This is a genomic window from Bacillus sp. V59.32b, assembly GCF_003429085.1.
Classification (GTDB): Bacteria; Bacillota; Bacilli; order Bacillales; family DSM-1321; genus Peribacillus.
In genome coordinates, this window is sequence record NZ_QVTC01000024.1 from 1 (window position 1) to 22,720 (window position 22,720).

20 protein-coding genes, 1 pseudogene and 1 riboswitch are annotated in these 22,720 nt (G+C 42.9%); of the genes and pseudogenes, 8 read left to right on the plus strand and 13 right to left on the minus strand.

Annotated features, from left to right (window positions below):
* The 3 genes from D0463_RS07095 to D0463_RS07105 form a co-directional block, all read left to right on the plus strand.
* The coding region (locus tag D0463_RS07095; protein WP_301950627.1) for a cation:proton antiporter regulatory subunit at positions 1-287 on the plus strand (287 nt) is incomplete at its 5' end.
* Between the two features lie 2 nt (positions 288-289).
* Positions 290-1,513 carry a cation:proton antiporter gene (locus D0463_RS07100; protein ID WP_117306621.1) on the plus strand — a complete coding sequence of 408 codons (1,224 nt, stop codon included), beginning with the start codon at positions 290-292 and terminating at the stop codon, positions 1,511-1,513.
* Positions 1,514-1,674: 161 nt separating this feature from the next.
* The gene (locus D0463_RS07105) at positions 1,675-2,532 is read left to right on the plus strand and encodes a YihY/virulence factor BrkB family protein (RefSeq protein ID WP_117306624.1); all 858 of its coding nucleotides are present in this window, start codon (positions 1,675-1,677) and stop codon (positions 2,530-2,532) included.
* Positions 2,533-2,628: 96 nt separating this feature from the next.
* On the opposite strand, the gene D0463_RS07110 is transcribed toward D0463_RS07105, so the two are convergent.
* Positions 2,629-3,813, minus strand: a complete 1,185-nt coding sequence (locus D0463_RS07110; RefSeq protein WP_117306626.1) for a DHH family phosphoesterase — start codon at positions 3,811-3,813, stop codon at positions 2,629-2,631.
* Between the two features lie 173 nt (positions 3,814-3,986).
* On the opposite strand from D0463_RS07110, the gene D0463_RS07115 reads away from it, so the two are divergent.
* The gene (locus tag D0463_RS07115) at positions 3,987-4,256 is read left to right on the plus strand and encodes a hypothetical protein (RefSeq protein WP_117306629.1); all 270 of its coding nucleotides are present in this window, start codon (positions 3,987-3,989) and stop codon (positions 4,254-4,256) included.
* Between the two features lie 34 nt (positions 4,257-4,290).
* Here the strand turns inward: D0463_RS07115 and D0463_RS07120 are convergent, their stop codons facing one another.
* The 7 genes and pseudogenes from D0463_RS07120 to D0463_RS20065 all read right to left on the minus strand — a co-directional run bounded on the left by D0463_RS07120 (position 4,291) and on the right by D0463_RS20065 (position 10,477).
* Positions 4,291-5,469, minus strand: coding sequence for an LL-diaminopimelate aminotransferase (locus tag D0463_RS07120; protein ID WP_117306631.1), 1,179 nt, complete (start codon positions 5,467-5,469; stop codon positions 4,291-4,293).
* 131 nt (positions 5,470-5,600) lie between these two features.
* The gene (abc-f, locus tag D0463_RS07125; protein ID WP_117306634.1) at positions 5,601-7,487 is read right to left on the minus strand and encodes a ribosomal protection-like ABC-F family protein; all 1,887 of its coding nucleotides are present in this window, start codon (positions 7,485-7,487) and stop codon (positions 5,601-5,603) included.
* A gap of 147 nt (positions 7,488-7,634) precedes the next feature.
* Positions 7,635-7,766 (minus strand): RAxF-45 family protein, encoded by a 132-nt coding sequence (locus D0463_RS20060; RefSeq protein ID WP_301950628.1) that lies wholly within the window; start codon positions 7,764-7,766, stop codon positions 7,635-7,637.
* Between the two features lie 139 nt (positions 7,767-7,905).
* Complete coding sequence (gene ribH, locus D0463_RS07130) at positions 7,906-8,373, minus strand: 6,7-dimethyl-8-ribityllumazine synthase (protein ID WP_117306636.1); 468 nt, start codon at positions 8,371-8,373, stop codon at positions 7,906-7,908.
* Positions 8,374-8,432: 59 nt separating this feature from the next.
* Positions 8,433-9,038, minus strand: a pseudogene (ribB, locus tag D0463_RS07135) (3,4-dihydroxy-2-butanone-4-phosphate synthase); the annotation flags it as partial.
* Between the two features lie 15 nt (positions 9,039-9,053).
* Positions 9,054-9,695: a riboflavin synthase gene (gene ribE, locus D0463_RS07140; protein WP_117306640.1), complete on the minus strand. Its 642-nt coding sequence runs from the start codon at positions 9,693-9,695 to the stop codon at positions 9,054-9,056.
* Between the two features lie 199 nt (positions 9,696-9,894).
* Positions 9,895-10,024: riboswitch (FMN riboswitch) on the minus strand.
* Between the two features lie 318 nt (positions 10,025-10,342).
* Complete coding sequence (locus tag D0463_RS20065) at positions 10,343-10,477, minus strand: hypothetical protein (RefSeq protein ID WP_301950629.1); 135 nt, start codon at positions 10,475-10,477, stop codon at positions 10,343-10,345.
* 139 nt (positions 10,478-10,616) lie between these two features.
* Here D0463_RS20065 and D0463_RS07145 point away from each other — a divergent pair, with 139 nt between their 5' ends.
* The gene (locus tag D0463_RS07145) at positions 10,617-10,952 is read left to right on the plus strand and encodes a hypothetical protein (protein WP_117306643.1); all 336 of its coding nucleotides are present in this window, start codon (positions 10,617-10,619) and stop codon (positions 10,950-10,952) included.
* A 397-nt stretch (positions 10,953-11,349) separates the two neighbouring features.
* Positions 11,350-11,859 (plus strand): hypothetical protein, encoded by a 510-nt coding sequence (locus D0463_RS07150; protein ID WP_117306645.1) that lies wholly within the window; start codon positions 11,350-11,352, stop codon positions 11,857-11,859.
* A gap of 41 nt (positions 11,860-11,900) precedes the next feature.
* On the opposite strand, the gene megL is transcribed toward D0463_RS07150, so the two are convergent.
* From megL to putP, 3 genes are all read right to left on the minus strand, one after another.
* Positions 11,901-13,100 carry a methionine gamma-lyase gene (gene megL, locus D0463_RS07155; RefSeq protein ID WP_117306647.1) on the minus strand — a complete coding sequence of 400 codons (1,200 nt, stop codon included), beginning with the start codon at positions 13,098-13,100 and terminating at the stop codon, positions 11,901-11,903.
* A 574-nt stretch (positions 13,101-13,674) separates the two neighbouring features.
* Positions 13,675-14,811, minus strand: a complete 1,137-nt coding sequence (locus tag D0463_RS07160; protein ID WP_117306649.1) for a DEAD/DEAH box helicase — start codon at positions 14,809-14,811, stop codon at positions 13,675-13,677.
* Between the two features lie 174 nt (positions 14,812-14,985).
* On the minus strand, positions 14,986-16,455 hold the full coding sequence (putP, locus tag D0463_RS07165) for a sodium/proline symporter PutP (protein ID WP_117306651.1): 1,470 nt from the start codon (positions 16,453-16,455) through the stop codon (positions 14,986-14,988).
* Between the two features lie 208 nt (positions 16,456-16,663).
* Between putP and D0463_RS07170 the strand changes: the two genes are divergently transcribed.
* Positions 16,664-18,703, plus strand: a complete 2,040-nt coding sequence (locus tag D0463_RS07170) for a molybdopterin oxidoreductase family protein (protein WP_117306653.1) — start codon at positions 16,664-16,666, stop codon at positions 18,701-18,703.
* A gap of 68 nt (positions 18,704-18,771) precedes the next feature.
* Here the strand turns inward: D0463_RS07170 and D0463_RS07175 are convergent, their stop codons facing one another.
* Together D0463_RS07175 and treC are read right to left on the minus strand one after the other, a co-directional pair.
* A complete protein-coding gene (locus tag D0463_RS07175) occupies positions 18,772-19,299 on the minus strand; it encodes a YflT domain-containing protein (RefSeq protein ID WP_117306655.1) in 528 nt (175 codons plus the stop codon).
* An 84-nt stretch (positions 19,300-19,383) separates the two neighbouring features.
* On the minus strand, positions 19,384-21,066 hold the full coding sequence (gene treC / locus D0463_RS07180) for an alpha,alpha-phosphotrehalase (protein WP_117306657.1): 1,683 nt from the start codon (positions 21,064-21,066) through the stop codon (positions 19,384-19,386).
* A gap of 403 nt (positions 21,067-21,469) precedes the next feature.
* Between treC and D0463_RS07185 the strand changes: the two genes are divergently transcribed.
* Positions 21,470-22,543: a M20 family metallopeptidase gene (locus D0463_RS07185; protein ID WP_117306659.1), complete on the plus strand. Its 1,074-nt coding sequence runs from the start codon at positions 21,470-21,472 to the stop codon at positions 22,541-22,543.
* The last annotated feature ends 177 nt before the right edge of the window (positions 22,544-22,720 follow it).

Below are 22,720 nucleotides of genomic sequence, written 5' to 3' on the forward strand. Positions count from 1 at the left end.
CATTGGTTAAGGGTGACGACAATGAGTCGCCACCCCAACATTTGACGGAGAACCTTAAAGTTGAACCGGGTGCTAAAGCCGTCGGCAAGACGATTGGTGATATCGATATCCGAAGCAATTATAATGTGACCGTCATTGCCATCATAAAGAAAAATACGAAGAAGCAGCAGTTAAGCCCTGGACCGGAATCCTTCATTGATACGGGTGATACAATGGTGATTTCAGGCGAGCGAAAGGAATTGAAAAAATTAATAAAAGAGTTGCTCACCAATGAAAGAGGTGATTAGGAATGGATCACTTAGTTCTTGAAGTAGGAACAGCGTTAGTATTGGTAGCAATCGCGGCAGTACTCGCCGGAAAGTTCAATTTTTCGATTATCCCGTTTCTGATTATTCTCGGGATGCTGGTAGGTCCACACGCACCAAAGTTTGGGATCATCGACCTGAGGTTCATCGAAAGTGAAGAAATCATTGCTTTTCTCGGCCGAATCGGTGTGTTATTCCTCCTCTTTTATCTCGGATTAGAATTTTCTATCAAAAAACTGATTAAATCAGGCCGATCGATTGTTGCTGGTGGAACCATTTACATTTTAATCAATTTCGGCCTCGGTCTGCTATACGCTTATCTAATGGGCTTTCCCCTATTAGAAATATTAATTGTTGCCGGAATCATTACGATTTCTTCCAGCGCAATCGTCGCCAAAGTTCTTGTTGACTTGAGAAGAACGGGTAATAAAGAAACCGAACTGATCCTTGGGATTATTATGTTTGAAGATATCTTCCTTGCCGTTTACCTTTCTGTAGTGTCAGGTTTGGTCCTTGGCGAAGCTGCCACCCTGGGCGGGGCGATTATCTCGATCCTTATTGCTCTCGGATATATGCTTTTGTTTTTCATCGTTGCAAGAAAAGCTACCCCTATTTTAAATAAACTATTGGATATTTCTTCAAATGAGATTTTTATCATCGTCGTTTTTGCCTCGCTGTTCTTTATTGCCGGTTTTTCAGAAACGATCCATGTCGCTGAAGCAATCGGTGCTCTCCTTCTCGGCTTGGTTTTTTCCGAAACAGAACACAGCGACAGAATCGAACACTTAGTCGTTCCTTTCAGGGACTTCTTCGGCGCTATTTTCTTCTTCAGCTTTGGCCTGAGCATTGACCCATTTTCGCTTGGCGGTGCAGTTTGGTTGACTTTAGGAGCGGTGATATTGACGATTATCGGCAACTTTACTGCAGGTTTGATCGCGGGGCGCCGGGCAGGGTTATCCCATAAAGCATCTACAAATATCGGGTTAACCATTGTCTCAAGAGGCGAGTTTTCGATTATTATGGCCAATCTGGGCATCGCCGGCGGTTTAATGCCTGTATTGAAACCATTTTCCGCTCTTTACGTATTAATCCTTGCGATCCTTGGCCCGCTCTTAACAAGGGAATCCAAGCACATCTATAAATTCTTGGATAATATTTTTAAATGGAGCAATAAACCAGCCAAGGCTAAAGAAAGAGCATCCGGCTGATGATAAAAGGGACTGACCCGTATATTTTCGGGCTTCAGTCCCTTTTATCATTTCAGAATAATTTTGGGTAATTAAAGGAATTGATTAAACATAGGATTAACGTGACAAGCTTATGGGAAAAGAGTGGGTACATAGTAATTACTCAGGAGTTGATGCTGAAGATGAATAAATTGAAATCAATAGGCAAACAGCTGGGGAAGGAGATAAAAGAGGACCGAGCCACGGGGTTGGCGGCTGAGCAGGCTTATTATTATATGCTCGCACTTTTTCCAATGCTAATTCTCTTGCTTTCTATCCTGCCGTATTTGTCAATCCAACCTCAGGAAGCACTGGACTTTTTGGAGAATATCATGCCTTCCGAAACAACGGAAGTATTCAGGGAGGATATTATCAAGCTTGTCAGTGAACAGAACGGTGGCTTGCTGACTTTTGGTATCCTAGGTACCCTCTGGTCTGCTTCTAACGGGATAAACGCATTTATCCACTCGATGAATGTCGCTTTTGATGTTGAAGAAACAAGGAGCTTTATTAAAGCAAGATTGCTTTCCATTATACTAACGCTTGGTTTAACCGTGGCGTTCGTTGTAGCGCTCTTGCTTCCGGTTTTCGGTAACGTCATTCTGGATTTTGTTAAAACGATCATCCCGGTACCCGACGGCATGGAAATCCTGTTCAGCGTTTTGCGTTGGGTCATTGCCATCGTGGTCATCGCTCTTGTCCTAGCTGTGATGTACCGTTATGCCCCAAACAAGCATTACCCGTTTAAACAGGTCATTCCAGGGGCACTTGTGGCAACCGTCATCTGGCAACTGATTTCATTAGGGTTTTCCTTTTATGTATCTCATTTTGGCAATTACTCCTCCACTTACGGAAGCTTAGGAGGTGTCATTGTCCTGATGCTATGGTTATACTTAACCGGGCTGGCACTCGTCATTGGCGGGGAAATTAACGCGATTGTCCACAGACAATCCACACCTACCACTAGAACGAGCAAAAAAACGCCAACCATATCGACTTGATAAACAGTAGAAAACCCGGCGATCGCCGGGTTTTCTTATGGAAGCAGCTGAAATTACAGTAGGTAAAACACGCCCGCTTTCTCTCTTCACACTCAGTTATTTCTTCACCTTACTATAATGCTTCAATAAATAATCGACAAATTTATCATCCCTGACCAGATAGGCGAAATATTTTCGCTTGATCTGTTTTTCGATATCTGCGAAAGAGGAGTACATCTGGTTTTCCTTTTTTTCATTCATTTCAATAAACCAGCCTTTTCCTGACTCATGATAAACGAAGATATTCTCGTCATGCTTCCCGTTGTATAAACAGCCTCGTTCAGATCCCTTTAGATTAAATCTATTGTTAAAGGCATCCCGTTTCAACGGTTCGGAATGGAAGGGTTTTTCCACAAATTGCCCAAAAGCTTTCGGTGTTAAATTACAGCCGGATGCCTTTTGATGGCCGCCCCCATCATAATTCGCGGCAACCTCTGATACATCCACTTCATCATGAATCGTCCGGAGCGATATGCGCCTGCTGCCGACCATGACCATTGCTATATAATCAAGGTGTGGAAACTCTTTGGAAAGTTCATTTCCAAGCTCAGAGTGATAGGATTCCGCATGGACAATTCCAGCCAAATGATTGCCAATGCTCATTTGATAAACCTCTCTTTTCTTTCTGTGGATGTACCTTTCGACGCGGTCTTCTTCCACTTCCAGAAGCTTTTGTTCAATCTCATCAAATGAGAATGCTGTATTCTCAGTAAGCTTTTTAATTAGTTTTGCCTCAAATTCATCAATCGAAATCATCGAGAAAAGATCATTTAGCCGCTTAGCCGTGAAATTATCGTTTGCATCCCAATCCCAAGTATCATATTGTCTGACATGTTCAACAAAATCATCCAAAATCGCAGAACGGACAAGCAAGTTGTTTTGAAGCAAATATTCATAAAAAAGCGATGTCGCCGAAGCTTGTTTTCCATCAGATTGCGTGACCGTAACGGATGCCCAATCATATTGATTAAGGTGCTCAGCCGATTTGTGATGATCAATTAGCTTCACCTTCCCACCTGCCGAAACAAATTCGGATATCCTTTTTTCATTATCTTCATCAACGGATATATCAGTAATAAACAGCTCTATGTCTTGATTTCCCTTTTCAAAAAATACTTCGACCTGGTGATTAAGTCCTGATATGGAATGATAACTGATAGTCACCTTATCCTTTAGCGCCAATTTTGCCAGGATACCACAGCTTACTCCGTCCAAATCATTATGAGATAAAAGTCGGTACATATGAATTCCCCCTAAAATCACGAATATATAGTAATATTCCCTGTAAAACTTCATTTAACTTGTCAAAGTTATTCTCCGCTCTATTTTAAGGAAAATGGTTGGAGATTTCGAATAAACTGCATGAAGATGTCCACAATAATGACGACTATTACTGAAGAAAAGAGAGGTAGATTATGAAAGAGCTTTTACAGCAGGCTAAGGAAATACTTGAATACACATACGATCATCCCAGTTCCAATGATCTGGCTCGGTGCATTGAGGCCCTCGAGGAAGCAAAGGAAACCGCAGGTACAAAAAAAGAAATGCTGGAGAATGTAATCAGGTCGGTTACACAAGCACAAAATGCTCAGCGGGAGCTGGACATTAGCGGTGATGTAGCTTCTTCCAGTGCATTTGGTCAAGCATACCGCGCGATTGACCAGGCGATTGAATCGTATAGCTAAAAGCGAAACCGGCAGGATATTCGCTGCCGGTTTTTCAAAGTTTCTCGTTCTTCTGAAAAAATCCCTGAATTCTCTTAGCAGCTTCACTAAGACGTTCAGCAGGCTGAACCAACGCTATTCGGACATAGCCTTCCCCTTGTTTCCCAAAGGCATCTCCGGGCACGACAGCTACTCCTGCTTGTTCAATCAATTGAAAGGCAAATTTACGCGACGTCCATCCATCAGGAATCTTGGCCCAAATAAACATGGTCGCAGACGACTTAGGTACATGCCATCCGACTTTCTCCAGTCCTGCCACCAAAGCATCCCGACGAACTTCATACTCCTTCACCTGATCATTAAGTATCGAGAAATCGGAAGTAAGTGCCATTTCCGCGGCCTTTTGGATCGGATAAAAAACCCCATAATCAATATGTGATTTCAAAGTACCCAAGATCTTGAGCACTTCAGCATTGCCCACAACATAGCCAATCCGGCTGCCCGCCATATTGAATGTTTTGGACAGAGAATTGAATTCAACTCCAACCTCCTTCGCACCAGGAATCGACAGAAAGCTGATTTGGGGATGATCATCGAATATCAATTCGGAATAGGCAAAGTCATGAATAACCAAAATATTATGCTGTTTGGCAAACTCGACCACCTTTTCAAAAAAAGTTTGATCCGCTAAGGCGGCTACCGGGTTGCCTGGATAGCTGATAATCATCATTTTCGCTTTCCTTACAACATCCACTGGAATTTGGTCGAGGTCGAGCAAGAAATTATTCTCGACCGTTAAAGGCATCGGATAGATGATTCCGCCCGCTAGGGAAACACTCGCTTCATAGATCGGATAGCCAGGATCCGGGACCAAAACATATTCTCCCGGATTCACAATTGCCGTTGCTAAATGGGCAAGCCCGTCCTGCGAACCCATTAACTGTAGCACTTCCTCTCCCGGATCAAGGTCTACCGCATAACGATGCTTGTAAAAATAGCAAACCGCCTCATGAAACTCAGGAGTTCCCTTTAATGTATAGCCGTATTTGGTTATGTCTTTAGCGTGTTTGACCAGAGTATCCACAACGATTGCAGGCGGCGGCAAGTCAGGGCTACCTACACTTAAATCGATTATGTCTATTCCCCTTTTGATCGCCTCATGTTTTCGATTAGCCAACTCCGTGAAAATACCCGTTGAAAAATTTCGCATTTTTTCTGATAGAGTTATTTTCATAGCCCATTCTCCTAAAAGTTTATATTTGTCCATTCAATGCTTCTTTATCATTTTACAAAAATGTTCCAAATTACACCATGATTTAATCATGATAAAAACCGAAGAGGTGCAATCCCTCTCCGGTCACTTATTCACCAATACTTTTCCAGCTCCTGATAAATCTCATCTCGTTGTTGTTCGATTGATTCTTGCTGTGCAAAGTAGCTTTGCAGCATTTCAATTGAATCCTCCTGTTCCATTTTTTCGTGCAATTCCGCTAAGATTCTCTCGGTTTCTTCCAGCTGCCCCTCCAGCCTCTCCATTTCTTTTTCAACAGGCGATGACAATCGCTTCGCCTTAGGCGCCTTTTTAATAGAATTAACCGATTCCTGGCTGCTTTCTTGCTTTGCTTTTATTTCATTCAGCTTTTTCCTTGCCCAGCTGTAATTCCCCGTGAAATAATGGAGCTTTTCCTCTTCTATCCAATACGTTTTATCAAAAAGTTTATTCAATAAATACCTGTCATGCGACACCGCCAAGATAGTGCCTTGAAACGTTTCCAGCGCATCCTCAAGCACCTCGCGCGAATCGATATCAAGGTGGTTAGTCGGTTCATCAAGGATCAATAGGTTAATATCCTGATGCATTAATTGGGCCAGACGGAGTCTCATCCGTTCCCCGCCGCTTAGCTGTCCTACCTTTCGAAAAACCGCGGGACCATAAAATAAAAATCCGGCAAGAATATGCCTTGCTTCAACTTCAGGGACTAACGCTTCCTCCCGAAACGCTTCAAGTACAGTCATGTTACCATTAGCTGTATAAAGATGCTGTGACAAATAACCCGCCTTTACATTGCTTCCCATCCGTATTTCCCCAACGTCCGCTGTCATTTCACCGCGGATCATCTTTAAGAGGGTGGATTTGCCTGTCCCGTTATCCCCGACGATCGCGGCTCGTTCCTTATATTGAAGATGAAGACTTGCATCATGGAAAAGCGATTTTCCGCCGAACGATTTTGCCGCATCTTTCACTACTATGACATCTTTCCCGCTCCTATCAGCTGCATCAAATTCCAAGCCCATTTTCTTTCTTTCTAAAATCGGCCGCTTTAACTTTTCTATTCTCTCGAGCGCGCGTTCCATATTCCTCGCCCGTCTATGAAGGCCTTCATTCGGCGGATTGGCCTGATTGGCCCACTCTCGGAGTCGCTTAATGGCTTCTTTCATTTTTTTGATTCTCTTTTGTTGCTCTTGGTAAGCCTGAAATTCCTCCAGAAGCCGCTTTTCCTTTTCCTTCACAAACCCGGAATAATTTTCATGATAGATAGTCACTTCACCATCCTCTAAATCAATGATTTTCGTTGCTATTTCATCAAGAAAGTAACGGTCATGCGAGATGGTGACGACCGTTCCCTCGTATTCCTTAATGAATTGTTCCAGCCATTCAACCGCCGAGATATCGAGATGGTTTGTTGGTTCATCGAGCAAAAGAAGCTCCGGCTGCTGCAGCAGAATCAGCCCTAAACACAGCTTCGTTTGCTCACCGCCGCTCATATTAATAAAAGGAGCCTCCAGCAATGCTGCTATTTTTAACCCATTTGCCACCTTCATAATCTTCGCCTCGATTTCATAACCGTCCAGAAGCGCGAATTTCTCCTGAAGAATGCCGTATTCATCAAGGATTTTTGCCATTTCCTTTTCATCATGTGTACGGGACATTCTCTCCTCATATTCACTAAGCCTTTTTGAAATCGACAAAGCCTCATAGAAAGCTGACATCAATACTTCCCGTCCTGTCGCCCCTCGTGGAAAAGATGGTATCTGGGCGAGGTATCCGACCCGTGTCCCTTTCTTGAGATGAACCTTCCCAGCATCCGCGGATTCAGCACCCGCGATGATTTTCATAATTGTCGTCTTTCCGCCTCCGTTTCGGCCGACCAAGCCGATCCGGTCTTTTTCTTGTATTTCAAATGAAAGGTTTTCAAAAATAAGATTGCCGCCAAACATTTTGGCTGCCTGTTGTACCCCGCAAACGATCATGGTAACATTCCTCCAAATTGGTAAAATAAAAAAACCGCGGCAAAGAAGCTAAGCTTCCAGCCACGGTTTATAAATAAAAACAAAAAAAGGAGCACAAATAAGGCTCCCTTTTACCGCTCATATAAATATGGGTGAAGAGACTTCTTATCATTCTGTTTCCATTATGCAATTGTTAAAAAAGGGCAGACTTCCCCATTGAACAAATGCACCATGAAAAATCGCACGGCAAATATACATAAAATCCAGCCATTGCTCGCGCAAAATAACAGAACGACTCATCTCTTCACCTCCCTTAATATCATAATAATAACAATATTATAACTCTTTCATAGTGTCTTCCACAAGAGGGTATAAGCAAAATAGGCGAAAATAATACAGAAAGTATTTTTTCACCTGTCCAGTTTTTTATTCATTACCTTTACCCGATTGCTTTTCCAAGGTTAGCCATTTCAATGGCGGAAACAGCTGCTTCATACCCTTTATTACCGGCTTTTGTTCCGGCACGTTCTATCGCTTGTTCAATATTTTCCGTCGTCAATACGCCAAAAATGACAGGTACCCCTGTTTCAAGAGAAACAGCAGCAATCCCTTTAGCTGTTTCGTTGGAAACATAATCATAATGGGTGGTTGCTCCTCTGATGACGGTCCCAAGTCCGATCACCGCATCGTAGTTTTCTGTGTTGACCAACTTTTTTGCGATCATTGGGATTTCGTAAGCACCGGGTGTCCATGCAACATCGATATCCCCTTCATCTACCCCGTGCCGTTTTAATCCATCGATCGCACCGCTAAGCAGCTTGTTCGTAATGAACTCATTAAATCTTCCCACTACGATCCCGATTCTTAAACCAGTACCAATTAAATTTCCTTCAAAAACTTTGCCCATTTATACTTCCTCCTCATGACTTTTCATTTCTAAATATTGTTGAACTCCCACTCCGTTTGTTTTTCTTGCTTTTCCCGAAAACGGATAAGCTCGGCAATCGTGATCAACTTAAGTTCGTGCCTGTCTGCGATTTTGGCCAAATCCGGAATGCGAGCCATCGTCCCGTCCTCGTTCATGATTTCGCAAATTACACCCGCAGGCAGCGCACCGGAAAGCTTCGCTAAATCGACGGATGCTTCTGTATGCCCTGCCCGTGCCAATATGCCGCCTTCTTTTGCGACTATCGGAAAAACATGTCCCGGCCTTCTAAAGTCCGTTGGGGCAGATTGTTCATTCAACAATTCAAGAATCGTCGTCGAGCGTTCAAAAGCGCTGATTCCCGTTGACGTATTTTTGTGGTCGATGCTGACCGTAAAAGCAGTTCCGTGATTATCGGTATTGTCTTCAACCATGGGATGAAGACCCAATTTAAAGGCAGTTTCCCCGGTGATTGTCACGCAAATTAAACCACGCCCATATGTAGCCATAAAATTAATCGCTTCTGGTGTCGCTTTTTCGGCAAGAACAACAAAGTCACCTTCATTTTCACGATCTTCATCATCGACGACGATGATTGCCTTGCCAGCCTTAAGGTCTTCAATTGCTTCTTCAATCGTATTAAACAATTGTTTCCACCCCCTTTAATAAAATCCGTTGTCAGCTAAAAAATCCATCGTCATTTCTTTTTTTGGTTTCTTTCCTTCCGCTTGATGGACGATATATTTTCCGATCATATCATTCTCGATATTAACGATATCCCCCGCATTTTTCCGCCCCAGTACCGTTTCTTGATGGGTAAGTGGAATAAGGGAGACCGTGAGCAAATTGGCCTCAACCCCAAATATCGTTAAACTTGTCCCGTCAATCGCTATCGATCCTTTCGGTATGCAATATTTAGCAAGAGAATCGTCCAATTTAATGATGTAATAAACAGCATTGTCTTTATTCTCTTTCTTGATGATCGTTCCCGTACCGTCAATATGTCCGGAAACAAAATGCCCGCCAAATCGGCCATTTGGACTCATGGCGCGCTCTAAATTGACCGGGTAGCCTGCTTTTAAGATTCCGAGGGACGTGTCTTTCATCGTTTCAGGCATCACATCGACTGTAAATGTCTGACTGGTAAACGCTGTAACCGTCAAACACACACCGTTAACAGAGATACTGTCGCCCATCTTAACATCCTCAACAATTTTTTTTGAGGAAATCGCAAGCACCATGCTGCTTCCGCTGCTGTTTATCGATGAAACCGTTCCAATATCTTCAATGATTCCTGTAAACATAATTCCACCTTATTTCCTGTATTATTAATTTGTTCAGCAAGATGTCTATTTTCTGTGCCTATTCACCCTCCCTTAGAAATAAAATAAACCCTTCAGAAGCTGAAGGGTCTTTTTAGGAAGGATACGCCGGCAAAATATATCGCGAAATAAGCCTATGAAAAACATAATTTTTCAATAGACTTCTCTCTTATATATTCCGTCTGTCCTTCTCCCATCCAGACTGTACTGTCGGCTTTGGAATCTCACCAAATCCTGCCGGTTAAGGCTCGCGGGCTTAGAATTGCTTCATCACCGCCGGTTGGGACTTGCACCCGACCCCGAAGGACAATATTCAATTTAACTAATATTCAGAAGCTTTCTGAAATACTCAAAAGTGCTTTATTATCAATATTTAAACGGTATAACTAATTTTTGTATTCTTCTTAAATGATTTCTTAACTCTTAAATATCACCAAGTATCCTACCAAAAACCTACCGTTATCTACTGAAAATATTTACTTTTGGTTGGTTGGATTTTATCATTTGCAAATAAAAAAAGCAAAGAGTTTAATCTCCTTGCTCCTGACCTTTTCCATCAAACCAATTAAAAGCTATTATTGATATTCTATACAACCTGTAAAGGAATTGTTCCTTTATCGCCCACTTTATTATTCAAAGTCATCAGGATTTTTTTCATCTAATATTCCACGTTTTGAATCGAGTTCAGCTTTATTCTGCTTTTCGTTACTAGGAACAATATTGCCTTCTGCATCATATTTAATTTTACTTTTTTCATCCTTCATATTAGCAATCCTCCTATAGAATTCTCATTCTAAGATTGCCATATACCCGATATTCTACTCATTCTTATTGCGTATTTATTTTACATATTTCTCTATTATCGAGTTAACAGTAATGTTATACATTATCGGAGGTGCTAAAATGGATGGAATGAGAGTGCGCTTTGAAATAAAAAACCTTTATCTTAAAGTGGGAAATGTCAGCCGGAACAATGAAAGTTATGTTCTGTTGACCGCATATGATCACAGTAATAATGAAATTGTTTTAGAGCTCACCAATGAACAAGCAGAATTTCTAGAAGATCAGTTTTTTGAAGCGAACCGAAGATATGAACAGCGAGTCTTTACCCCTATGGTTCCTGAAGCGCAACCACTTCCAAATCGATTTGCTAATCAGCAAATATCAAGTCCTCAGCAACTAGGGTATAATAATCCCAATGCGATATATCAGTACATGGGAAACCAATATCTCCCTTGATTCGTTTGCCAAAGTTAGTAAGAATTCTTATTAAGTTTCCCTGCCAAATACCTTACCAAACAGATAACATATCATAAAAAGACCACCTGAATCCTTGATATCACAAGGATTTGGTGGTTTTTATTTTGATTAAAAGTTATTACGATCCTGAATGACAATAAAAACACTAATGAGCTCAGGCGTTTTTCATGATCAATTGAACAACGTATGGCATATTCCTTGTATTGTTGGCTTGTCAGAGGTTAGCATCTATGAATATTTAATGTAAATAAACCAGACTTATGGCAATATTTCATAGCTCCATGAAAAATATAACATGTTATCCCCTAGCTGTGCCGGGTAAGGATATAGAGTCTCTACTTCTTAAGTTTTACTTCTATGTCAGGAGGCTTTACCTATGTTTGATGTGTCAGATGTTTTGAAATTCTTAGTTTCCTTTTTTCTTATATTACCGATTGTGACGTTTATCCATTTGGCCGGCCATATTTTTTTCGTTGCGATTTTTGGCGGCACCAAGCGGCGGATTGTCATTGGCAGCGGGACAAAATTATTTTCTATTTGGAAAATTGAGATCAAGAAATATTATTTTTGGAATGGAGCATGTGAATTTGAAACATTAAAATACGATAATCGGTTCACGAATTCCCTTATTTATCTGGGCGGCTCCTTATTCAACCTGGTGAGTATTTTTATCGTAAATTTCTTAATTAGGCAGCAGATTTTAGAGGTTTCCGTTTTCTGGTACCAATTCATCTACTTTTCTTTTTATATTTTATTTTTTTCGTTATTCCCTATGTATTTTGCCGATGGCAGCCCGAGTGACGGCAAGGCGGTCATACTGGCTCTTAAGAATCAGAATGAGGATAAAATAACAGACGATATCCAAATTCGAAAGCTGGATGAATGATGGCCCAAAATAAAAGAAGCCCTTCTTAGGGCTCCGGTAACTTAAACGGCCTTTTCAGCTAATCCATCCAATGCCTGTTTTAAGTCATCCCAAATATCTTCCCACGCTTCCAGGCCCACGGAAAGGCGGACTAACCGTTCGGAGATACCCATATTTCGCCTGGATTCTTCAGGGACGACCGCGTGTGTCATTGTTGCCGGGTGCTGAATCAGGCTTTCTGCATCGCCGAGACTTACGGCGATTTTGATAAGTGAAAGTTGGTTGAGCAGCTTTTGTGCGTCTTGTCTGGTTCCTTTTATTTCAAAAGCAATAAGGCCGCCACCCTGTTTCATCTGCCTTTTTGTAATGGGATAGTCTGAATGATTAGAATCACCCGGGTAATATACGCTATCAATCATCGGGTGGTTTTTAAGCTCGCTAAAAATCTTCAGCGCATTTTCTGAGTGGCGATCCATCCGGACAGGCATTGTTTTTAGTCCACGCAACAACAGCCATGCATCGAAAGGCGAAATAATGCCGCCAATATCCTTTTGCGTAGTCATTGAGACACTGGAGATAAACTCCTTTTTCCCGACTACCAGTCCTGCCACAACATCCCCGTGTCCGCAAATATATTTGGTCGCACTGTGAAGAACAATATCACAGCCCAGCTCAAGCGGTTTTTGAAGGTAAGGGGTGGAGAATGTGTTATCGACCACGACCTGTATGTTATAATTCTTTGCAACACTGGCGATCATCTGTAGATCCAGCATTTTCATCGTCGGATTAATCGGTGTCTCTATATAGATACAAGCTGTCTCTGGACGGATCAGCGCCTTTAGCTGCTCCGGTGTCTCCATGGCAGAGAAATCGTGGTTGATGTTATATTTGTTTTTCATTAACTGTAATAAACCAAACGTACAACCATACAGTCCCTGAGAACAAATAATATGGTCATTAGCTTTTGTCAAAGATATAAGTACGGCTGAAACAGCAGCCATTCCCGAAGCAAAGGCAAGTCCTGCTTCACCACCCTCTAAAGTAGCGATTCTCTCCTCTAACACCTTCACCGTCGGATTGCCTAGACGCGAATAAATGTATCCATCGTCCTGTCCCGCAAAACGCCTTTCCCCTTGCTCGGCCGAATCGAATGTGAAAGTAGAAGTCTGGTAGATAGGTGTAACCAAGCTCCCCATATGATGTTTCGAATCATACCCCTCATGAATGACCGCAGTTTCAATGTGTTTGAACTTCTCTCCCATCGTTTCCCTCCTGAATTTTTTATCTATTACCTATAGTATGTAGGAAGAAGATGGAGCGTCTCCATAATGAAATGTTAGTAACAAAGTTTTTCCAGTCATCAATTCGTTTAACGGGCAGAAATTTTTGCAATTGAGCATTATCTGAATGATCGGACAGAAATTTCTGCGATCGAGCACAAATCTCAATCATCGAGCACAAATCTCGATCATCGAGCACAAATTCCGATTATCGAGCACAAATCTCATTCATCGAGCACAAATCTCATTCATCGAGCACAAATCTCGATTATCGAGCACAAATCTCATTCATCGAGCACAAATTCCGTTCATCGAGCACAAATCTCGATTATCGAGCACAAATCTCATTCATCGAGCACAAATTCCGATTATCGAGCACAAATCTCATTCATCGAGCACAAATTCCGATTATCGAGCACAAATCTCATTCATCGAGCACAAATTCGTATAATCGAGCACAAATTTTACAGGTAAGGAATTAGCCGTGAATATCCAGTACCTTAAAACATATGATTTTCTGTTTACATACAAAAAGGAGCCTCGAAGGCCCCTTATCTCATCGTTCATCAACGATTTCACCCTTATAAAAAGTTTTCTTGCTCAGCGTGATGCCCAGCTCCCGGGTGAGCTTTTTCAATTCCCGCTCTTCTCTTTCCGTTACAATCAACATGACCGTTCCACTGGCACCGGCGCGGCCCGTTCTTCCGGAGCGGTGCACGTATTGATCTGTATTTGCGGGAAGATCAAAATGGATCACGGTTGTCAGTCCTTTAATATCAAGGCCCCTTGCGGCCACATCCGTTGCGAGCAGCAAAGGGTATTCGCCCGAACGAAGCTTCCTCAATGATTTCTCTCGTTCCATCTTATTGGACTCACCATGCAGGACGCCCAGTTCAATCCCTTTATAGTCAAGCTTTTCACTGATCACGGTTATTTCAGCAATGTCTTTTACGAAAGCGAGCCCCTTTAAGTTCTCCAATCGGTAAATTTTCTCAAGAATCCTGATTTTATCTCTTTTTTCACATACAAAATAAATATGGTCTACCTTTGACGGGATCGTGTCACTTCTTCCGATCCTTATTGTTTCTGGATCGTTCATCAATTCCATAGCTAAATTTTCAATCTGTGCCGGGAGGGTCGCGGAAAACATAAGCACCTGCCGATCTTTAAGCGTTGACTTGATGATGTTGCGGATTGTGCCTATATGCTCGGGTACTAGCAATTGATCGCCCTCATCCAGCACAATCGTTTTTACTTCATGCATCTTGATTTTTTTCTGGGCAATTAATTCGTAGATACGACCCGGAGTCCCTGCAATAATCTGCGGGCGCTTCTTCAATTTTTCGAGCTGTCTTTTTGGATTAGCCCCGCCAATAAAGGCCCCGCTAACTATATCGCTTCCTTCAGTCCAAATTCTGATTTCCTCGGAAATTTGCATCACCAGTTCACGCGATGAGGCGAGTACGACTGCCTGGATTGATTGTTTGTCGGGTTCGATTTTTTCAAGCAACGGAAGCAGATAAGCCAATGTTTTGCCAGTCCCTGTCGGCGATTCGGCAATAAGATCCTTCCCCTCTGCGATAAGGGGAATAGCCTTGGTCTGGATTGGCATCCCTTGCTCAAATCCTGCTTTTTCCCAGGATTTTTGTATAAATGGTTTCATGTTTGAAATGAATGGTGGTGTTTCAGTCATAAGAATCTCCTTTTATGTAATTCAAGTCCCATAGTTACTTGCTGTTTCACAATTATCTCATATTCGGTCATCCCCATGCATTATTTCATCTTACTATTTCCTAATCAAGGATTTTCAATAGCCAGGTGAGATAAAAAAACCTTTGGCCGCAAAGGACAAAGGTTTACCTGCTTATTAATCCAGTCTATTCACAGCCTCATCAAACTCGGCTTCGACCTCACTCGAAGGTTTGGCAGTCAATAGACTGACCACGACAATCGCAATTGTACAAGCAATAAAGCCAGGAATGATTTCATATACTTCTGCAAATTTCTCAATTTGCTCCCAGACAATAACTGTTACCGCACCGACGATCATCCCGGCGAGCGCCCCCATCTTCGTCATCCGCTTCCAGTAGAGACTTAGAAGCACGACCGGTCCGAAAGCCGCTCCAAAACCTGCCCAGGCATATCCGACAAGATTTAGGATGGTTTCATTCGGATTGAGGGCAAGGACCAAGGCAATCAGAGAGACGGCCAGCACGGCAAGCCGTCCGACGAGCACCAGTTCTTTATCTGAAGCAGAACGTCTGATGAATGCTTTGTAAAAGTCTTCTGTCAAAGCACTGGAAGTCACCAATAGCTGTGCAGCAATCGTACTCATGATAGCTGCGAGGATGGCCGCGAGCAAGAATCCCGTAATAAGGGAAGGAAATAATTCCTGAGCCAGTTGGATAAACACGGTTTCATGCTCATCCTTCCCAAGCGGCGCATCAGTCATATTGAAATAAGCGATCCCGAACAACCCGGTAATCATCGCACCGACAATCGAAAAAATCATCCAGCGCATTCCGATTCTTCGAGCACTTTTCATTTCCTTTACAGAAGTGATCGCCATAAAACGGACGATGATATGCGGCTGGCCAAAGTAACCCAGCCCCCACGCCAATAAGGAAATAATCCCAATCATTGTTGTTCCTTCGAATGCTTGCAATAGTGCTGGATCAATGGAACGTATTTCATCAAAGGTTCTATCCATACTGCCGATATTTACAACCGTTACAATAGGCACCAATATCAGAGCGATAAACATAATAGTCCCTTGGACGAAGTCAGTCCAGCTCACTGCAAGGAATCCGCCAAATAATGTATAAAGGATTACAACACTCGCGGTGAGCCAGACACCGGTCATATAATCCATGTTAAAAGCACTTTCGAAAAGCTGTCCTCCTGAAACCATTCCTGAAGACGTATAAAATGTAAAAAAGATTAAAATGACTAATGCAGAAGTAATTCGCAAGATCCGTGAATTGTCTTTAAAACGGTTTTCAAAAAAGTCCGGAATCGTAATCGAATTATTGGCTACCTCTGTATAGGTCCTTAGACGAGGCGCCACATAAAGCCAGTTTAAATAAGACCCCAAACAAAGACCCACAACAATCCAGCCGCTGCTTAATCCGCTAAGATACATCGCTCCTGGTAAGCCCATTAACAGCCAGCCGCTCATATCCGATGCTCCTGCGCTTAAAGCGGTCACCGCCGGACCTAAATTGCGTCCGCCCAGCATGTAATCGGTCAGGTTTGCCGTACGTCTGTAGGCAACATATCCAATCATAAGCATTCCAATCATATAAATTACGATTGAAATAATAACCCCATACTCCATAAAAATCCCCCTTCACATTTAGTTGCTAGATCGGACCCCCTAATGAGTAGATTATCAGAAATTTCTAAAAGTGTTAATAATTTTCGGATAACTAAAACAGGTTCTCGAACACTTCTATTGATGTAAGTCCATAAGTATTCTATTATTGAAAGAAAAAATGTTACAAGTTAACTAGAATGATAACTTCATTCTACATAGGAGAACAAATATGAACTCATATATAAACCAGCCTGATGGAATATTCCCTTCTGTTTGCTCATTGGATTGTCCCGATCAGTGCGGACTTCTTCTGCATAAGAAGGATGGCAAGATTATTAAAGTCGAAGGCGATCCAAGCCATCCTGTAACAAAGGGAAACATCTGCAATAAAGTCCGGAATATGACCGCAAGGCTGTATGACCCAAAACGGCTGCAATATCCTTTGAAACGAACTGGAGCCAAAGGGGAAGGGAAATTTGAAAGAATCAGCTGGGAAGAAGCGATTGATACGATAACAGCTAAGTGGAAGGGGCTCATCTCACAGCATGGCCCTGAAAGCATACTTCCTTACAGCTTCTATGGAAATATGGGCAATCTCAGCGCGGAAGGGATGGACCGCCGATTTTTCAATCGGCTTGGCGCAAGCCGGCTCGTCCGCTCGATATGCAACTCGGCAGGCACGGAAGGATACAAGTACACAATGGGTGGTTCCTATGGCACTGATCCTGAAGATACGATTCATTCGAAGCTTTTCATTTTCTGGGGAATCAATGCAGTCAGCACGAATATGCACCATGTTACGATCGCCCAGCAGGCACGGAAAAACGGCGCCAAAATCGTCGTGATTGATGTGCATAAAAACCAGACAGGGCGCTGGGCTGACTGGTTCATTCCGATACTGCCCGGTACAGACAGCGCCCTTGCTCTTGGTATTATGCATATTTTATTTGCAGAGAATATGGAAGACAACGAGTTTCTAAGGAATTATACAGTGGGTGCAGAGGAATTGCGCCAGCATGTCGTTCAATATGACCCGCATACCGTATCCGCAATCACCGGCGTTCCGGTTGAAGATATTTATAAGCTTGCACGCATGTACGGGAAAACCTCCCCTGCCTACATCCGAATTGGGAACGGCCTCCAGCACCATGACAATGGAGGGATGTGTGTCCGAACGATTTCCTGTCTCCCGGCAATAACCGGCCAATGGCTTGTGAAAGGCGGCGGTGCCACCAAAGGGAATTCCGCTTATCTTTCCCACAATGCCCGCGCTCTTCAGCGGCCTGATTTGCTGGAGAACAAAGCGACACGCAGCATTAACATGAACGAAATCGGCAAGGCTTTGCTGGAGCTTGAGAATCCGGTTCGTTCCTTGTATGTCTATAATTCTAATCCGGCCGTGGTTGCACCGGAGGCCAACAAGGTTCGAGACGGCCTAATGCGCGAAGATTTATTCACAGTCGTCCATGATTTGTTTTTAACAGAGACGGCGGCTTACGCAGATATTATTCTGCCTGCGTCTTCTTCTTTTGAAACGACCGATTTCTTGGCATCCTACTGGCATAACTATATGCAAATCCAGCAGCCGGTTGTCGAAGCATATGGAGAATCGAAATCCAATACGGATGTTTTCAAATGGCTCGCAAGTGGTATGGGATTCGATGAACAGGCTTTTAAGGATTCAGAAGAGGACATGATTGAGCAGGCTTTGGATAATCCCGCCAACCCTTATTTAGAGGAGATTTCATTGCGAAGCCTCTTAGAAAATCAGTTTATAAAAGCAAAGGTTACTCCGCTTCTTCCAGGAAAGCTGGCAACGCCGAGCGGAAAAATAGAGCTATATTCGGAACGGATGCTAAGGGATGGATATGATCCACTTCCGGTCTATCAGCCTATCGTCGATGACGGGGATCTTCCATTTCTGTTCATTCCTGCGCCAAATCATAATTTCCTTAACTCGACTTTCGCGAATAACCCGCGGCATATCTCTCTGGAAAAAGAACCAAGATTGCATATGAATAAGGTGGACGCTGGGCGTTTGGGTATTGAGGATGGCGATATGGTGCGGATTCATAATCACCGAGGAGAATGTGAATTAAAGGCTGCAGTCGGGGAAAATGTCCTTCCGGGAGTACTTGTCAGCCAGGGACTCTGGGCTGACATGCCTGGAACAAAGCAGCTTGTAAATGCCCTGACACCCGATCGCATCGCCGATATGGGCGGCGGAGCCACCTTCTTCTCCGGACGGGTAGATGTCGTTAAGGTTTAAAATAAAAGGAATAAAAAACAAGGCCGATTCGATAGTGAATCGGCCTTGTCTCCGTACCCGTTTTAAGATTAATATTTGCGCACTGAATCCTCATCAGTGATGACACTTTCATCGCGTATGTCTGTATACGCGTTACCTGTATTAGCTGCATTATTTGTTTTCCTGGCCTCCGGATCCAATAACACGAGAAGCTTCCCATCCTTAACGTCTCTTTCATAACGATCCGCCTCGTCTTCAGGAATGCCCATGCCAATCAATGCACCTGTAAGTCCACCTGCCCCGGCGCCAACTGCAGCCCCGGTTAATGTGGCTGCAATCGGGCCCGCTGCCAGTATCGGGCCAATTCCCGGAATCGCCAGCGCTCCGACGCCCGCCAGTAACCCGGCAGTTCCGCCAAGCACTCCTCCGGTAGCGGCACCGGCTGTGAGACCATCCTCTGCTTTTGATCCTGTTTCGCCTTTTACAGCATCTACTTCATCCTGGTCTTTTGCAACTACGGAAATATCGTCACGGTCATACCCTTGAGCCTTCAATTCCTCGATGGCACGGACCGCTTCTTCTCCATTGTCATAAACTCCAATTACACGTTTTTCCATCTTAATCATCCTCCTGTCGAATAATGATTGTGACGCACTATACATATACCCGATCTTCGCGAGGACTAACATGGATCAGCTTCTTTATTTCTTTTTCAAATGATAAACGATAGACTCATAAGGCCTGAATGCCATTTGACCGCCTAATTCAGGACGATCGGAGTAATTGGAAATAAGCACATTTATTTCATAGTCGTGCTTATTTACGAGCTCAGTTAGATCAATTTGTGCTTCTTTCTCATAGAAATTATTGATAGAAAGCAACATTTCATCATTAAACTCCCTTTTATATACAAACAAGCAGGCATGATCCGGGAAGAGTAATTCATAATCCCCGAATGTGATAATGTCGTATTCCTTACGGAGCGCTATCAATTTTTGGTAATGATAGAAGATGGAATCTTTCTCGATTAACGCTTTTTCCGCATTGATTTCAGGATAATTACCAGCTACATCTAGCCAAGGAGTTCCTGTTGTAAACCCGGCCTTTTCGGATGCGTTCCATTGAACTGGTGTGCGGGAATTATCACGGGATTTTTGTTTGATGATCTCCATAATTTCTTGCTCAGGTCTGCCTTCTTTTTTCATAATGTCATAATAGTTTAACGTTTCCACGTCACGGTATTGTTCGATGCTGTCAAACTTCGGATTGGTCATGCCGAACTCTTCACCCTGATAGACATAAGGAGTCCCCTGCATCATATGGATTGTCGTTGCGAGCATTTTCGCTGATTCTTTATGGTACTCACCGTCATTACCATATCGGGTAACAACGCGCGGCTGGTCATGATTGCACCAGAATAAGGCATTCCAGCCTCCGCCTTTATTCATTTCAACCTGCCATTTTGACAAGATGCTTTTAAGTGCGGAAAAATCCATATCGCCGATTGCCCATTTTTCCCCATTTGGATAATCGACCTTCAAATGATGAAAGTTAAACGTCATACTTAGCTCTTTGCTTTCCGGATTGGAATATCGGATGCAATCTTCAATGGTCGTGGAAGACATTTCCCCGACAGTGATACTGTCATACTTAGAAAGAACCTGTTCGTTCATTTCATGAAGCAACTCATGCACACGCGGGCCGTCCGTATAAAATTTCCGGCCATCCCCGGGAGGTACAGAGCCGTCATCATCCGGGAAATCTTGATCCTTCGAGATTAAATTAATAACATCAAGCCTAAAACCGTCAATTCCCTTATCAAACCAGAAGTGCATCATATCATACACTTCTTTTCTGACCGCTTCGTTTTCCCAATTTAAATCAGCCTGTGTCACGTCAAACAAATGCAAATAATACTGTCCCGTCTTTTCGTCGAGTTTCCATGCGGACCCACCGAATTTGGAAATCCAATTATTTGGTTCGTTCCCATCGACGGGATCTTTCCAAATATAATAGTCCCGGTACGGGCTATCTTTTGATTCGCTTGCTTTTTTAAACCATTCATGCTCGGTTGATGTATGGTTAACGACAAGGTCCATGATGATTTTAATATCTCTGTCATGGGCCTCCGTCAGCAGCCGGCTAAAGTCCTCCATGGTTCCGTATTCTTCCTGGATGGAATAATAGTCACTGATATCGTAGCCATTATCTATTTGAGGAGATTTATAAACAGGTGTAAGCCAGATAACATCGATTCCGAGTTCCTTTAAGTAATCAAGCTTTTCAATGATCCCATTGATATCGCCTGTCCCATTTCCAGTTGTATCATTAAAGCTTTTCGGGTAAATTTGGTAGACTGTTGATTTTCTCCACCATTCTTTCATGGGTATGCACCGCCATTTCCACTCTTGATTAGCTATATTTTTCTTCCTATTCGTTATAAAACACTTTCATCATTAATTCCACTATTTACATTCACGTAGGAAACATCATTCCAATGTGGTACATATAGTGTCATAAGGGCATCGAAGCAATATCCACCCTTTGGGAACGTTTTCATTTCACACGCAAAAAATAAGCATGCACCAACTTGTATATACATGATGATATATTTCTCACTTTAACTTGTATATACATATTAGTCAAGAAAAAATAGCTAGGGTTTATTTTTCCCATTCACACACAGAACTATCAAGAATAAGATTCATATTTTTGTTATTTCAGGGTATAAAAGAATTATGGGGAAATTTGTCGAATGAAGAATGGGCAAGGAGGTTATTTTTTACAATGCTTGTTGAATTACTAAAGGATTTAGTAGCTATCGATAGTTCTACAAAAGAAGGAGCAAATAAAGCGGTGGACTATTGCTCAAGGTGGCTTACTGATCAAGGATTGCCTGTGAGCCTGATTGAAAATAACGGGTATAAAATGCTTGTGTGTGAAATTGGCACTGGAGATAAAACATTGATATTTAATGGACACGTAGACGTTGTAAGCGGAAAACCGGATCAATTTATCCCGGTAGTGGAAGAGGGAAAATTATATGGAAGAGGCGCGGCTGATATGAAAGCAGGCGTCGCCGCTATGATGTGTGCCATCTCAGAACTGCAACACAAAGACCTTGGCCTGAAGATCCAGCTGCAGATCGTGTCTGATGAGGAAACAGGCGGGTTTAACTGTTCCGGGTACCTAGCGAACCAAGGCTATCTGGGGGAATTTGTCATTTGCTCTGAGCCGACGCAATTGGGCATTGCTCTTCAGGCCAAAGGAATGTTACAGGCGGATATCGAAATAACCGGGATCCCTTCCCATGGCAGCCGGCCTTGGGAAGGAATCAATGCGATTGAGAAGGCTTATGATGTATACCAGAAAATACGCAGCCTTCCGTTTACTGAAGAAAAAACAGAGTTCTATGCATCCCCTTCCATTAACCTCGCAAAGATAAGAGCGGGTGAAGTATATAATAAAGTGCCTGATAAATGTATGATGAGCTTTGATATCCGCTATCTGCCTACTCAGGATAAGGATGAAATCATCCGGCAAATCGAAGAGATTACCGATGGAACGGTAATCGAAAAAATGTTCAGCCAGCCGGTAAACACCAGGGTCGATGATCCCTACATCACCATGCTTCGTCCGGTGATTCAAAAGCATACGAAAAATGAGGCTGCCATTTTTGGACAGCATGGCTCAGCCGACACTGTTTATTTCGCTGCCTTAGGCATACCCGCCATTGAATTTGGCCCAAGCGGCGCAAACTGGCATGGCGACGGCGAATATGTCGAGCTCGAATCGATTTCAACCTATCAAAAGATGCTGATTGATTTTGCTCACGAATTTCTTAAAACAAGGCTCTGTTAAACGATAATGTTGTTTTTGGGAAGGGAATCTGCGAGACTCCTGCGGAAAAACGGGCTGGCAAGACCCCGCAGCGAGGTACGAGTGAGGAGGCTTGCCAGTTCGTCCGCGGAAAGCGAGTAGATTCCATGACCATTTGAAAATCAACAATGGAATTTAACAGAGCCTAAAACAAAAGAA